Annotated in this window: 11 protein-coding genes and 1 other RNA gene; 5 read left to right on the top strand and 7 right to left on the bottom strand. The window is 63.0% G+C overall.

All coding sequences use genetic code 11. From position 1 onward, the window contains the following. Nucleotides 1-112 precede the first annotated feature (112 nt). On the top strand, nucleotides 113-1,123 hold the full coding sequence (locus KHO53_RS06875) for a zinc-dependent alcohol dehydrogenase family protein (protein WP_213570128.1): 1,011 nt from the start codon (nucleotides 113-115) through the stop codon (nucleotides 1,121-1,123). A 9-nt stretch (nucleotides 1,124-1,132) separates the two neighbouring features. Here the strand turns inward: KHO53_RS06875 and KHO53_RS06870 are convergent, their stop codons facing one another. Beyond that, the gene (locus KHO53_RS06870) at nucleotides 1,133-2,017 is read right to left on the bottom strand and encodes a LysR substrate-binding domain-containing protein (protein ID WP_213570127.1); all 885 of its coding nucleotides are present in this window, start codon (nucleotides 2,015-2,017) and stop codon (nucleotides 1,133-1,135) included. 159 nt (nucleotides 2,018-2,176) lie between these two features. Between KHO53_RS06870 and ydiJ the strand changes: the two genes are divergently transcribed. Beyond that, complete coding sequence (gene ydiJ, locus KHO53_RS06865) at nucleotides 2,177-5,197, top strand: D-2-hydroxyglutarate dehydrogenase YdiJ (RefSeq protein ID WP_213570126.1); 3,021 nt, start codon at nucleotides 2,177-2,179, stop codon at nucleotides 5,195-5,197. A 7-nt stretch (nucleotides 5,198-5,204) separates the two neighbouring features. Here the strand turns inward: ydiJ and KHO53_RS06860 are convergent, their stop codons facing one another. The 5 genes from KHO53_RS06860 to KHO53_RS06840 form a co-directional block, all read right to left on the bottom strand. Further along, a complete protein-coding gene (locus KHO53_RS06860; RefSeq protein WP_010222953.1) occupies nucleotides 5,205-5,615 on the bottom strand; it encodes a DUF4952 domain-containing protein in 411 nt (136 codons plus the stop codon). Nucleotides 5,616-5,701: 86 nt separating this feature from the next. Continuing rightward, nucleotides 5,702-6,093, bottom strand: a transfer-messenger RNA (tmRNA) gene (gene ssrA / locus KHO53_RS06855). 89 nt (nucleotides 6,094-6,182) lie between these two features. After that, on the bottom strand, nucleotides 6,183-8,993 hold the full coding sequence (locus KHO53_RS06850; RefSeq protein ID WP_036996927.1) for an FAD-binding and (Fe-S)-binding domain-containing protein: 2,811 nt from the start codon (nucleotides 8,991-8,993) through the stop codon (nucleotides 6,183-6,185). Between the two features lie 78 nt (nucleotides 8,994-9,071). After that, complete coding sequence (lldD, locus tag KHO53_RS06845; RefSeq protein WP_100782761.1) at nucleotides 9,072-10,217, bottom strand: FMN-dependent L-lactate dehydrogenase LldD; 1,146 nt, start codon at nucleotides 10,215-10,217, stop codon at nucleotides 9,072-9,074. Nucleotides 10,218-10,285: 68 nt separating this feature from the next. Further along, a complete protein-coding gene (locus KHO53_RS06840; RefSeq protein ID WP_010222957.1) occupies nucleotides 10,286-11,953 on the bottom strand; it encodes a lactate permease LctP family transporter in 1,668 nt (555 codons plus the stop codon). A 253-nt stretch (nucleotides 11,954-12,206) separates the two neighbouring features. Here KHO53_RS06840 and KHO53_RS06835 point away from each other — a divergent pair, with 253 nt between their 5' ends. Then, nucleotides 12,207-12,974 carry a GntR family transcriptional regulator gene (locus KHO53_RS06835; RefSeq protein WP_036996926.1) on the top strand — a complete coding sequence of 256 codons (768 nt, stop codon included), beginning with the start codon at nucleotides 12,207-12,209 and terminating at the stop codon, nucleotides 12,972-12,974. 68 nt (nucleotides 12,975-13,042) lie between these two features. Here the strand turns inward: KHO53_RS06835 and smpB are convergent, their stop codons facing one another. Further along, nucleotides 13,043-13,525, bottom strand: coding sequence for an SsrA-binding protein SmpB (gene smpB, locus KHO53_RS06830; protein ID WP_010222959.1), 483 nt, complete (start codon nucleotides 13,523-13,525; stop codon nucleotides 13,043-13,045). Nucleotides 13,526-13,686: 161 nt separating this feature from the next. Between smpB and KHO53_RS06825 the strand changes: the two genes are divergently transcribed. Beyond that, nucleotides 13,687-14,121, top strand: a complete 435-nt coding sequence (locus KHO53_RS06825; protein WP_010222960.1) for a type II toxin-antitoxin system RatA family toxin — start codon at nucleotides 13,687-13,689, stop codon at nucleotides 14,119-14,121. Beyond that, nucleotides 14,114-14,431, top strand: coding sequence for an RnfH family protein (locus KHO53_RS06820; RefSeq protein ID WP_010222961.1), 318 nt, complete (start codon nucleotides 14,114-14,116; stop codon nucleotides 14,429-14,431). The genes KHO53_RS06825 and KHO53_RS06820 overlap by 8 nt, the downstream gene beginning before the upstream one ends. Nucleotides 14,432-14,475 lie beyond the last annotated feature (44 nt).

Here is a 14,475-nt window from a genome sequence, read left to right as displayed (position 1 = left end):
TTAGTCGCATTATTGTGGTTTGCTGGCGAACTATGCAAGCGCTGGTGCTTGACCTGGGGCAGGGGCAGGCAAAGACTGGTCAGCTATTTGTCTATCGACTCAGGAGGTTTCCATGACCAGCAGGGCCATTATCGTCCAGACCGGCGGTGGTTACGACAAGGTGCAGGTCGGCACCCGTGAGGCTGCGGCGCCGCAAGCCGGCGAAATCAGCGTGCGCCTGCACGCCAACTCGCTCAACTATCACGACTTCGCCGTGGTCAGTGGCATGTGGGGGCCGGCTGCGCCGCGTATTCCCATGGCCGACGGCGCCGGTGTGGTGACCGCGGTGGGTGCTGGCGTGAGCGAGTTTGCCGTGGGCGATGCGGTGGTCAGCACGTTCTTCCCTGACTGGCTGGACGGCCAGCCGCTGGTCGAAGGTTTCGCCACGGTCCCGGGCGACGGCATCGATGGTTACGCCCGCGAACAGGTGACTGCCCGCGCTACCTCTTTTACCCATGCGCCCAAGGGCTACAGCCACGCCGAAGCGGCGACCCTGACCACCGCCGGCCTCACCGCCTGGCGCGCACTGATGGCCGATGACTCGCTCAAGCCAGGCGATACCGTGCTGGTGCAAGGTACCGGTGGCGTGTCGATTTTCGCTCTGCAATTCGCCAAGCTGGCCGGTGCCACGGTGATCGCCACGTCCTCCAGCGACGAGAAGCTCGAGCGCCTCAAGGCCCTCGGTGCCGACCACCTGATCAACTACCGCAGCACCCCGGCCTGGGGCGAGAAGGTGCGCCAGCTCACCGCCAACCGCGGCGTTGATCATGTGATCGAGGTGGGCGGCCCGGCGACCCTTGAGCAGTCAATGATCGCTGCGCGTATTGGCGGGCATGTGTCGCTGATCGGCATCCTCACCGGCGTGGCGGGCAACCTGCCGCTGGTCCAGGCCCTGGTGCGGCAGATTCGCCTGCAAGGTGTGCTGGTCGGCAGCCGGGCGCAGCAGCAGGCGATGGTTCGCGCCATTGATGCCAATGGCCTGCGTCCGGTGGTGGACAAGACCTTCGACCTGGAGCAGATCGTCGAGGCCTTCCGCTACCAGGAAAGCAACCAGCACTTCGGCAAGATCTGCCTGAGCATCTGAGCCTGGGCCTCAGATTTGCCCCAGCAACCAGCCGCGAAACGCCGTCAGCGACGGCAGCGACTGGTTGCGTGGCGGGTAGATCAGGTAGTAGCTGCGCTGGCTGGCAAAGGGTGCACCGACGCTGACCAGTTCACCGCTGGCCAGCTCGTCGGTCACCAGGATGCGCGGCACCAGGCCGATGCCGATGCCGGCGCGCACCGCCTGGATCAGGTGCGAAGTCAGCTCGAAGCTGGGCCCCAGGCGCATGCTGCGGTGCGCCAGGCCATGGTGGGAAAACCATTCGCCCCAGGCGTTGGGGTTGTTGGCCACGTTGAGCAGCAACTGCTCGCGCAGGTGTGCCGGTGACCAGTCGGCCTGGCTGGCGGCGGTGTCCGGCGAGAGGATCACCAGTAACTCTTCGGCATGCAGGCGATGACAGACCAGCCCCGGCAGGTCGGCATTGCCGACGACGATGGCGGCGTCGATGCCGCTGGTTTCAAAATCGATGGCTTCGATGCGTGAATTGATGTGTACCAGCATGCCCGGGTGCAGCTTGTAGAACTCATGCAGGCGTGGCAGCAGCCACTTGGAGCCGAAGGTCGGCAGGGTCGCCAGGCGCAGGCTGCCTTTGCCGGACTGGTACGCCATGGCCTGCAAGGTGGCGCTGCGAATCCGCCCGAGGGCTTCGCTCATTTCCCGCTGATACAGCCTGCCGACATCGGTCAGGCGTACCTGACGGCCTTCACGGCGGAACAGGGTCAGGCCCAGTTGCTGCTCCAGCGCCTGCACCTGGCGGCTCACCGCGCTCTGGGTCAGTGACAGCTCGGTGGCGGCGCGGGTGTAGCTTTCATGCCGGGCAGCGGCTTCGAAAGCCAGCAGCAATGACATGGACGGCGTGAGGTGGCGGTAATTCATTCGTAAAAGTCATCGATAGCGGCAGAAATATCCAGTTGTCCCCAGCGGCATGCTCCGGGATCATTGGCATATCAGTGTCTTGAGGCTGACCTAATTATGCTCAGTCAGCAAGTGTTCCGATATTCCCGTGATTAGCCAAATTAAAGAGGCCATCCTTTGATGATCGCCCAACTGCCGACCAGCGTCCCTGCTGCCGACTACGCCGATTTTCTCGCTGCCCTGCGCGCCAGCGGTTTCCGTGGCCAGTTCAGCGCCGACTACGCCACCCGCACGGTGCTTGCCACCGACAACTCGATCTACCAGCGCCTGCCGCAAGCGGCGGTGTTCCCGCTGGATGCCGACGACGTCGCGCGGGTTGCCACGCTGACCGCCGAACCGCGCTTTCGCCAGGTCAAGCTCACGCCTCGCGGTGGCGGTACCGGCACCAACGGCCAGTCGCTGACCGACGGCATCGTCGTTGACCTGTCGCGGCACATGAACAACATCCTCGAGATCAATGTCGAGGAGCGCTGGGTGCGGGTCCAGGCCGGGGTGGTCAAGGATCAGCTCAACGCCGCGCTCAAGCCTCACGGGCTGTTCTTCGCCCCGGAGCTGTCGACCTCCAACCGCGCCACCGTCGGCGGCATGATCAACACCGATGCCAGTGGCCAGGGCAGTTGCACCTACGGCAAGACCCGCGATCACGTGCTTGAACTGCACAGCGTGCTGCTCGGCGGCGAGCGCCTGCATACCCTGCCGATCGACGACCAGGCGCTGGAGCAGGCCTGCGCGCAGCCAGGGCGCAGCGGTGAGGTGTACCGCATGGCCCGGCAGATCCAGCAAACCCAGGGCGAGTTGATCGAGACCATCTTCCCCAAGCTCAACCGCTGCCTGACCGGTTACGACTTGGCGCATCTGCGTGACGAGCAAGGCCGCTTCAACCTCAACAGCGTACTGTGCGGCGCCGAAGGCTCGCTGGGGTATGTGGTCGAGGCCAAGCTCAACGTGCTGCCGATTCCCAAGTACGCGGTGCTGGTGAACGTGCGTTACAGCAGCTTCATGGACGCCCTGCGCGACGCCAATGCGCTGATGGCGCACAAGCCGCTGTCGATCGAAACAGTGGACTCCAAGGTACTGATGCTGGCGATGAAGGACATCGTCTGGCACAGCGTCGCCGAGTACTTCCCTGCCCAAGCTGAGCGCCCGACCCTGGGCATCAACCTGGTGGAGTTCTGCGGTGATGACCCGGCCGAAGTCAACGCGCGGGTGCAAGCCTTCGTTGCCCACCTGCAGGCCGACACCGGAGTTGAGCGCCTGGGCCACACCCTGGCCGAAGGCGCCGAAGCCGTGACCCGGGTCTACACCATGCGCAAGCGCTCGGTGGGCCTGCTCGGCAACGTCGAAGGCGAAGTGCGCCCGCAGCCGTTCGTCGAAGACACGGCAGTACCGCCTGAGCAACTGGCCGACTACATTGCCGACTTCCGTGCCTTGCTCGACAGCTACGGCCTGGCCTACGGCATGTTCGGCCATGTCGATGCCGGCGTGCTTCACGTGCGCCCGGCCCTGGACATGAAAGACCCGGCCCAGGCGGCGCTGGTCAAGCCGATTTCCGATGCCGTGGCGGCGCTGACCCATCGCTATGGCGGCCTGCTCTGGGGCGAGCACGGCAAGGGCCTGCGCTCGGAATATGTGCCGGATTTCTTCGGTGAGCTGTACCCGGCACTGCAGTCGCTCAAGGGCGCGTTCGACCCCTACAACCAGCTCAACCCCGGCAAGATCTGCACCCCGCCAGGCAGCGAGCAGGGCCTGATCAAAGTCAACGAAGCGCCGATGCGCGGCGATTTTGACCGGCAGATCGATGAGCGGGTCTGGCAAAGCTTTGGCAGCGCCGTGCACTGCAACGGCAACGGCGCCTGCTACAACTTCGACCCTAACGACGCCATGTGCCCGTCGTGGAAGGCCACCCGCGAACGCCAGCATTCGCCCAAGGGCCGTGCCTCGCTGATCCGTGAATGGTTGCGCCTGCAGGGTGCGGCCAGCATCGATGTATTGGCGGCGGCAAAGAACAAGACTTCATGGCTCAAGGAGCTGCCCAAACGCCTGCGCAACAACCAGGCACGCTCCCGTGGCGATGCGGATTTCTCCCACGAAGTCTACGAAGCCATGGCCGGCTGCCTGGCGTGCAAGTCCTGCGCGGGGCAGTGCCCGATCAAGGTCAACGTACCGGAGTTTCGTTCGCGCTTCCTGGAGCTGTACCACGGTCGCTATCAGCGCCCGCTGCGTGACTACCTGATCGGTTCGCTGGAGTTCAGCATTCCCTACATGGCCTATGCGCCAGGGTTGTACAACGCGGTGATGGGGTCGAAATGGGTCAGCCGCCTGCTTGAGCGCCATGTCGGCATGCTCGATAGCCCGCTGATCAGCCGCTACAACCTGCAGAACACCCTGACCCGCTGCAACGTGCGCGCGGCCAGCGTGCCGGCGCTGCGCGAGCTGACCCCGGCCCAGCGTGAGCGCAGCATCGTGCTGGTTCAGGACGCCTTTACCCGTTACTTCGAAACCCCTTTGCTGGCGTCGTTCATTGAGCTGGCCCACCGTCTTGGCCATAAGGTGTTCCTCGCGCCCTACAGCGCCAACGGCAAACCCTTGCATGTCCAGGGCTTCCTCGGCGCCTTCGCCAAGGCGGCGATTCGCAACGCCAACCAGCTCAAGGCCCTGGCCGATTGCGGTGTGCCGCTGGTCGGCCTCGACCCGGCCATGACCCTGGTGTACCGCCAGGAGTACCAGAAGGTCGAAGGTCTGAGCGATTGCCCGAAAGTCCTGTTGCCGCAGGAATGGTTGATCGACGTACTGCCCGAACAGGCCGCGGGCGCTAGCGAAACCTTCCGCCTGCTGGCCCACTGCACCGAGAAAACCAACGTGCCGGCCAGTACTCGTCAATGGGAACAGGTATTTGCCCGCCTGGGGCTGAAGCTGGTGACTGAAGCCACCGGCTGCTGCGGCATGTCCGGCACCTACGGCCACGAAGCGCGCAACCAGGACACCTCGCGGACCATCTTCGAGCAGTCCTGGGCCGGCAAGCTGGATAAACAGGGCGAGGCGTTGGCCACCGGCTATTCATGCCGCAGCCAGGTCAAGCGCATGGCTGAGCGCCAGTTGCGTCATCCGCTGGAGGTGTTGCTGCAGTACGCCAAGGGCTGATGCCCGGTCAGGGCTCGAGGGTATCGACGCTGACGGTGATGTAGAAGAACTCGATCTGTGCCCACTGCGAGCGCTGGTTGGCCAGCGTCTCTTCGGAGGCCATGAGGACTTGGTATTTGATGCCGCTGTGTGGGTCGCGGTGGAAGTGGCGCAGCGAGTCCCACATGCAGCAGAAAAACTGCAGGCGACCCATGCCGTAGGTTCGCTGCAGGTAGGCCTCAGCCACCGCTGCTTCGCTGCCCTTGACCTTGTAGGTCGCAATCAAGGGCGCCGTTTGGGCTTCAACTTCCTGATGGCAGCCCAGATACTCGATGCCCTTGGGGTAAGCGCCAGATGCACTCAGGAAGTTCTCGCACAGAGGGGCGGCCTGTAGTGCGCTGCACAACAGCAACAGGGCCAGGGTAATCAGTGGGCGCATGGGCTTCGTCCTTGAGCAATGCTTTTGAGAGGGCAACAAAAAAGGCATCGGCGCAAGCGCCAGATGCCTTTTTCGTTTTGCGTATTTGGTGGAACCGGGGGGATTTGAACCCCCGTCCGCCAGTGATCCGCTGTCGGTCCTACATGCTTAGCCGTGTCTATTGAGTTAATCCGCAGCCGCCCGACGGGCAGGGTGCTTTGGACGAGTTGTGTAAGTTTTAGCCGCTTCGTCCACAACGTACTGCACGGCGATCCTGTTCTGTATGACAATCACTTCGGGTTTACAGGCATCCCCTAGTGATTGCTGGAGCCGAAGCTACCAGGAGAGCGGGCTCAGCTGCTTACGCAGCGAGAGCGTAACCCTCGTAGTTTTCGTCATTGGCAACTATAGAAAGTTGCAACAGTGGATTTACGAGTTCTGTTACCAACTCGGCATGCACCTAGAGTTTCACTACCGGCGTCGAATCCTAATCGGCCCCATGTGTTGCGCTCTAGCTGTAAGCGTTTTTCAACGCTCGAGGTTCAGTATACGCCATCGGTCGAGCGACGTCGACTGCTGGTCCAGAGTTCAGATCGCTCGCGCCCGAGTTACGCGGTCCACCAGATAGACAAGACCGTGATAATCGATCCCGCCATGGTTCGACAGGCCGATCTCGCAGGTGCGGCTGGTGGAGATTCCTTCACTGCAGTACTGCACCGCATCCTTGAGGCTGCGCAGCGAATGGGCATTGAGCTCCGGGGTGGTGAAGCCCTTGTCGCCGGCAAAGCCGCAGCAATGGATGCCTTCGGGAATCACCACTTGTTTGCTGCAACGCCGCGCCAGGTCGATCAGCGCCTGGCTTTCGCCCAGGTGCTGGGTGCTGCAGGTCACATGCACGGCGATCGGCTCTTCCTGGGGGGTGAACTCCAGTTTGTCGACCAGGTGGGTGCGGATGAAACGCACCGGGTCATAAAGGTCCAGGCGCGTTTCCGCCAGGTCCTGAACCAGGCGCAAGGTGCACGGGCTGGTGTCGCAGTAGATCGGATCGAGGCCGCCGCGGCTGGCGTGGAGCAGGGCGTTGATCAGCTCCTGGCGCTTGTGCTCGGCCTGCTCGGCGTAACCCTTGGAGGCAAACGGCTGGCCGCAGCAAAGGCTGTCCTGGTTGTCCGGGAACACCACTTGATAGCCGGCCTTTTCCAGCAGGGCGCGGGTCTTGTCCAGCAGCGAGGTCTGCTCGCGGTCCGTCGCCGCCGGGCCCATGACCCGCGAAACACAAGCGGCCAGGTACACCACCCGTGGCCGCGCGTCGTTGCTGGCCGGGGTCAACTGAACGGCCTTGAGCGGTTGCGGCATGGCCGGCGTCCACTGCGGCACACGGCCATGGCTGAGCGTGCTCAGGCTGGCGCTCAGGCGACTCAGGCGCGGCGCACCGAGTAATCGGCGGGCGCCATTGGCCGCCTGCAGGGTAAAGCGTGCACCGCTGAGGGCGGTGTGGAAGTTGTCGGCCAGCCAGTCGGCGGTCTTCACATGACCGGCTGCCTGGGCGCGCAGTTTTTTCACCAGTTCGCCGGTGTTGATCCCCACCGGGCAGCGCTGGGCGCACAGGCCGGTGGCGGCGCAGGTGTCGATGCCCTGGTACTGGTAGTCACGTTCCAGCTCGCGGGTGTCGCTGCCGGCACGTTTTTTCGCCTGGATATCGCGCCACATGACGATGCGCTGGCGCGGGCTCAGGGTCAGGCCTTTGGAGGGGCAAACCGGTTCGCAGAAGCCACATTCGATGCACTTGTCGACAATCTCGTCGGCCGCCGGTAGCGGCTTGAGGTTCTTCAGGTGGATTTGCGGGTCTTCGCTGAGCACCACATCCGGGTTGAGAATGCCATTGGGGTCGAGCAGGCGCTTGAGCTGCCACATCAACTGGTAGGCATCGCTGCCCCATTCCAGCTCGACGAAGGGCGCCATGTTGCGCCCGGTGCCGTGTTCGGCCTTGAGCGAGCCGCCGAATTCCACCGCCACCAGTTGCGCTACGTCGTCCATGAACGCCTGGTAACGCGCGACCTCTTCAGCGCTGTTAAAGCCCTGGGTGAAGACGAAGTGCAGGTTGCCTTCCAGGGCATGGCCGAACAGGATCGCCTCGTCATAGTGGTGCTTGTCGAACAGCGCAATCAGGCGATTGACGCCAATGGCCAGTTGTTCGACCGGGAAGGTCACGTCTTCGATGATCACCGTGGTGCCGGTCTTGCGCACGGCGCCGACGGCGGGGAAGGTGTCCTTGCGGATGGCCCAGAGCTTGGCGTTCTCTTTGGCGTCTTCGGTGAAGTCGACCTGCTTTTCCACCGGGAAGCTGGCCAGCGAGGCCATGATCTGCGCCAGTTGTTCGTGCAGCAGCGCCTGGGTTGCCGCCCGCGATTCGATCAGCAGCGCGCAGGCACCTTCGGACAGTTGCTGGACGAAGGCCGGCATCCCGGGCTTGTCCTGCACCGAGCGCAGGCTGCGCCGGTCGAGTAGCTCCACCGCCGATACCGGTTGGCTTTTGAGTACGGTGACGGCGTTGCAGCAGGTTTCCACATCCGGGAAGACGATCAGTGCCGAGGCTTTGTTCGGGTGATCGATCACCGTGTCGTAGGTCACGGCACTGATAAAGCCCAGGGTGCCTTCGGAGCCGACCAGCAAGTGGCTGAGGATATCCAGCGGCTGGTCGTAGTCGATCAGGGCATTGAGCGACAGGCCGGTGGTGTTCTTCAGGCGGTACTTGTGGCGAATCTTCGCTGCCAGTTCGCTGTTGGCGCGGGTTTCCCGAGCCAGGCGCGCGAGCTCATCGAGCAAGCCGGCGTGGCTGTGTTCGAAGGCGGCGACACTGGCCGGATCTTCGCTGTCCAGGCGCGTGCCGTCGGCCAGCACCAGGCGCATGCCGGCCAGAGTGTGATAGGTGTTCTGCGCGGTGCCGCAGCACATGCCGCTGGCATTGTTGGCGACGATGCCGCCGATCTTGCAGGCATTGATCGAGGCCGGGTCCGGGCCGATCTTGCGCCCGAACGGTGCCAGCCAGGCGTTGGCCTGGGCACCGATCACCCCGGGTTGCAGGCGAATCTGCTGGCCCTGGTCGCGAATCTCGCGGCCGTTCCAGTTATCGCCGAGCACGATCAGCAGTGAATCGCTGATGGCCTGGCCAGACAGGCTGGTGCCGGCGGCGCGGAAGGTTACCGGCACGCGCTCACGCTGGGCCAGCTTGAGCAGGGCGACCACTTCATCTTCGGATTCGACGCGCACCACCAGCTTGGGGATCAGCCGGTAGAAGCTGGCATCGGTGCCGAACGCCAGGGTCGAGAGCGGGTCGTCGAAACGTCGCTCGCCGGGTATCAGGCGGGCTACCGAATCGAGGAACGCGGCGGGCAGACTCATGCAATCTCCTCGTGGGGCCTTGGCGTCTGGTGCGCCGCGTGCCCCGGTCAATCAGGCGGTGATTCGAAGGCGCACCAATCAGGCACCCAGTTCGCGGACCAGCGAGTCGCGGGTGATTTCGCTGATCGATTTGGCACCTGTCAGCACCATGGCCACGCGCATTTCTTTTTCGAACAGGTCCAGCAGGTTTTTCACTCCAGCTTCGCCGGCGGTGGCCAGGGCATAGAGGAATGCGCGGCCGATCAGCACGGTGTCGGCGCCCAGGGCGATCATGCGCACTACATCCAGGCCGCTGCGGATGCCGGAGTCGGCGAGGATCTTCAGCTCGCCTTTGACCGCGTCGGCAATCGCCGGCAAGGCGCGGGCGCTGGACAGTACGCCGTCGAGCTGGCGGCCGCCGTGGTTGGAGACGACGATGCCGTCGGCGCCGAACTTCACGGCGTCCTTGGCATCTTGCGGGTCGAGGATGCCCTTGATCACCATCGGGCCTTCCCAGAAATCACGGATCCACTCAAGGTCTTTCCAGGAAATCGACGGGTCGAAGTTGGCGCCCAGCCAGCCGATGTAATCGGCCAGGCCCGTGGGGCTGCCGCGGTAGGCAGAGATGTTGCCCAGGTCATGGGGCTTGCCCAGCAGACCGACATCCACGGCCCACTGCGGGTGGGTCATGGCCTGCCAGACCCGGCGCAGCGGTGCATTCGGGCCGCTCATGCCCGAGTGGGCATCACGGTAGCGAGCGCCGGGTACCGGCATGTCGACGGTGAACACCAGGGTGGTGACGCCAGCAGCCTTGGCGCGCTCCAGGGCGTTGCGCATAAAGCCGCGGTCCTTGAGCACATAGAGCTGGAACCACATGGGCCGGTCGATGGCGGGTGCCACTTCTTCGATCGGGCACACCGATACGGTCGACAGGGTGAACGGAATGCCTTTGGCCGCTGCCGCACGGGCCGCCTGGACTTCGCCGCGGCGTGCATACATGCCGGTCAGGCCGACCGGCGCCAGGGCCACCGGCATGCTCAGGGTTTCGTTGAACAGTTGGGTCTCAAGGCTCAGCTCGGACATGTTCTTCAGCACGCGCTGACGCAGGGCGATGCCGGCCAGGTCCTGAACGTTGTGGCGCAGCGTGTGCTCGGCATAAGCACCGCCGTCGGCGTAGTGGAACAAAAACGGCGGCAGCTTGCGTTGGGCAGCTGCGCGGTAATCGGTAGAGGCAGAAATGATCATGGGGTCTCGCAGCGTTGGTTAAAGGGGCGGCTGCCGGGCGCGCCACAACGCGCCCGGCCCCTGACACTTTAGTGAACCAGCATGCCAGTCAGCCAATAGGCCTGGATCAGGGTGATCAGGCCGACAATGGTGGCGAAGAACAGGCTGTGCTTGAGGGTGAAACGGAACAGGTCCGACTCTTTGCCGACCAGGCCGGTGGCGGCGCAGGCCACGGCGATCGATTGCGGCGAAATCATCTTGCCGGTCACGCCGCCGCTGGTGTTGGCCGCTACCAGCAAGGTGTCGTTGACCCCGATCTGGTGCGCAGTGGTGGCCTGTAGCGAGCTGAACAGGGCATTGGACGAGGTGTCGGAACCGGTCAGGAACACGCCCAGCCAGCCAAGGAATGGCGAGAAGAACGGGAATGCCGCACCCGTGCCGGCCAATACCAGCGCCATGGTCGACGACATGCCCGAGTAGTTGGTGACGAAGGCGAAGGCCAGGACCATGCCGATCGACAGGATCGGCCAGCGCAGTTCGAAGAAGGTCTCTTTCAAAGTGGTCAGACCAGTTTTGAAATTGATCTTCAGCACCAGCATCGAGATCAGCGCCGAGAAGAAGATCGCGGTACCGGTGGCGGAAATCGGGTCGAGCTTGAACACCGCCGGGATCGCCGTCGGGGTGGCAACGATCGGTGCGGACTTGATCACCAGTTGATCAAGGTGCGGGATGGCGAAGTTGAACACCCAGCTGTACATCGAACCGCCAGCAGCGAAGGCGGCCTTGAATGGCTTGAGGGTCCAGATGGTGACCAGCACGGTGAGGATCAGGAACGGCGACCAGGCCTTGAAGATCTCGCCGAAGCTGTACGGCGAAGGCTGGCTGCCGCCGCCCTGGACCACGGCGGCGCCAACGCTGCCGGTGGCGCTGGCGAACGAGCGCTTGGGCTGCCAGACCTTGAGGAACAGGGTCAGGGAAATCAGGCTGGCCAAGGCCGAGGTGATGTCCGGCAGTTCCGGGCCGATGAAGTTCGAGGTGAAGTACTGGGTCACGGCAAAACTCAGGCCGGCCACCAGGGCGGCTGGCCAGGTCTCTTTGACGCCGCGCAGGCCGTCCATCATGAACACCAGCCAGAACGGTACGAACAGCGACAGCAGTGGCAGCTGGCGGCCGGTCATGGCGCCGATCTTGAACGCATCGATACCGGTAACCTGGCCGGCCACGATGATCGGGATGCCCAGGGCGCCGAAGGCTACTGGTGCGGTGTTGGCGATCAGGCACAAGCCGGCCGCGTACAGCGGGTTGAAACCCAGGCCAACCAGCAGGGCGGCGGTGATCGCCACCGGTGCGCCGAAGCCTGCCGCACCTTCGAGGAAGGCACCGAAGCAGAAACCGATCAGCAGGACCTGCAGGCGCTGGTCATCGGTGATCGACAGTACCGAGCTGCGGATCACTTCGAACTGGCCGCTCTTGACCGTCAATTTGTACAGGAATACGGCGGCGACAATGATCCAGGCAATCGGCCACAGGCCATAGGCAAAGCCGTATCCGGCGGCGGCAAGCGCCATGTCGGCAGGCATCTGGAAAGCAAAGATCGCCACCAGGATCGACAGGCCCAGCGTGATGCTGCCGGCCACATGACCCTTGAGGCGGAACACCGCCAGCGCGAGGAAGAAGAACACGATCGGGATGACTGCCGCGAGCGCGGACAGGCCAAGACTACCAAGCGGACTGTAAAGCTGTTGCCAGGTTTGCATATGGGGTGGCCCCTAATTGTTGTTGGTCAGCACTGGCATTGGATAATTGGTAAGACCAATTTACAATGTCGAGTCGCTAGGTTAAAAGCCTCGCTGCGGCTGTGTCAATTTGTCCCAGGAAAACTTTCGTCGGATGCGCAGTGAATCGGGCGCCTGAACGGCAGGGAAATTTGCCAACTGATGGGTGCCGGCGGGATGCGGATGCGCCAGAATAGACAGCCCCGAACGCAATCGGGATTGTGGAGAGCATGTGATGGTTTTTGATCAGGTCCGCCAACGCCGTTTGTCCGACGATATCGTCGAACGGCTGGAAGGGATGATTCTCGAAGGCACCTTGACGGCCGGTCAGCGCCTGCCTGCCGAGCGGGCGCTGGCCGAGCAGTTCGGCGTGTCACGACCGTCGTTGCGCGAAGCGATCCAGAAGCTGGTGGCCAAAGGCTTGTTGGTCAGCCGCCAGGGCGGTGGCAACTATGTGGCCGAATCGCTCGGCTCAACCTTCAGCGACCCACTGTTGCAGTTGCTTGAAAGCAACCCCGAAGCACAGCGCGACTTGCTGGAGTTCCGGCATACCCTGGAGGCATCGTGCGCCTATTATGCGGCGATCCGCGCCACTGAGCCGGATCGTCAGCGGCTCAAGGCGGCGTTCGATACCCTGCAGGACTGCTACGCCCGTGCCGATGAAGTGGACCGGGCCGAGGAGGGCGCGGCCGATGCGCGCTTCCACCTGGCGATCGCCGAGGCCAGCCATAATGCGGTGCTGCTGCACACCATTCGTGGTCTGTTCGACCTGCTCAAGCGCAACGTGGTGACCAACATCGGCGGCATGTACAAACAGCGCAGCGAAACCCGCGACATGCTCATCAGCCAGCACCGCGAGCTGTACCTGGCGATTGTCGAAGGGCGTGCGGAGGATGCACGCGAAGTCTCCAGCCGGCACATCACCTATGTGCAGGAAGTGCTCGATGAAGTGCGTCAGGAAGTCCAGCGGGTGGCGCGGGCGGAGCGGCGTAGCGGGCGTTAGCGGTCACGGGGCAGCGCCGCTCCTGCAGGAGCGGGCTTACCCCGCGATAAAGGCGCTTCAGGCTGGAATCAGTCTTCCTTGCCCTTGTTACGCACCGCGCGCTGCAATTCGCGGTCGGAATCACGCTCGCGCTGGGTGTCGCGCTTGTCGTATTCCTTCTTGCCCTTGCCCAGTGCGATTTCGCACTTGATCAAGTGCTTGCTCCAATAGATCGACAAGGCCACGCAGGTGTAGCCTTTTTGCTGGACGGCCGCATGCAGGCGCTCCAGCTCACGACGGTTGAGCAGCAGTTTACGGGTACGTGTCGGGTCGGCGATGACGTGAGTACTGGCGGCTGTCAGCGGCGTGATATGGCTGCCCATCAGCCAGGCCTCGCCATCCTTGAGCACCACGTAACTGTCGGTCAGGTGCGCCTTGCCGGCACGCAGACTTTTTACTTCCCAACCGGACAGGACCAATCCGGCCTCGAACTTGTGTTCGATGAAGTAATCGTGACGCGCCTTTTTATTCTGCGCGATAGTCCCTGTCGGATGTTTCTTTTGGTTAGCCATAGGGGCGGCATTATAGGCAGTCGCCGCGCTGTCGGCTACGGGGTAGCAGTGTGCTTGAGCCGTTGCCGTGAATCCCGGACAATGCGCGCTCTTGATGCGCTCGATGGCGCCCCTCGGCATTCTGGTTGTGTTTGCCGCCCAGCTTTGGAATTGACCCCTGGATGACTACCCATATTCAACGTTCGGCCCTGCTGCCATATCCCGCCCAGGCCCTGTACGACCTGGTCAATGATGTAGCGCGCTACCCGGAATTCCTGCCCTGGTGTTCGTCCAGCACCGTGATGGAAGAAAGCGACACGCACATGCGCGCGCGCCTGGAGGTCGCCAAGGGGGGGATGAGCCAGCAGTTTGTAACCAGCAATGTGCTGGTGCCGGGCCAGTCCATTGAAATGAACCTTGAAGAAGGGCCTTTTACCCAGTTGCATGGTGTCTGGGTATTCAAGCCGCTGGGCGAGAAAGCCTGCAAGATCAGCCTTGACCTGTCGTTCGATTATGCCGGGCCACTGGTCCGTGCCACCTTGGGGCCATTGTTCAACCAGGCGGCCAACACCCTGGTCGATGCCTTCTGTCAGCGTGCCAAGCAGCTTCATGTCTGAAGCCTTGCTAGCGGTCGAAGTGGTGTATGCCCAGGCCGAGCGGCAGGTGCTGCTCACTCTTGAGGTGCCGACGGGTACGACGCTTACTGAGGCGGTAAAACTCTCGGGAATCGCCGCGCATTTTCCCGAGGCTGATATTCAAGCCTGCCCGATCGGTATCTTTGGCCGGGTGATCGCTAACCCTGAAGAGCAAAAGGTCGAGGCGGGTGATCGCATCGAGATCTACCGGCCATTGCTGGTGGATCCCAAGGAGGTGCGCAAGCAGCGCGCCGCCAAGGTCGCCAGGGTATTCAAGAAAGCCAAACGCTGAATTACAGGTAAGAAAAAGCCCGGACTGATCCGGGCTTTTTTATA

The organism is Pseudomonas sp. RC2C2, assembly GCF_018390435.1.
Classification (GTDB): Bacteria; Pseudomonadota; Gammaproteobacteria; order Pseudomonadales; family Pseudomonadaceae; genus Aquipseudomonas; species Aquipseudomonas donghuensis.
Note: the sequence above shows the minus strand (reverse complement) of the source record. Positions and strands in the feature narration are given on the sequence as shown.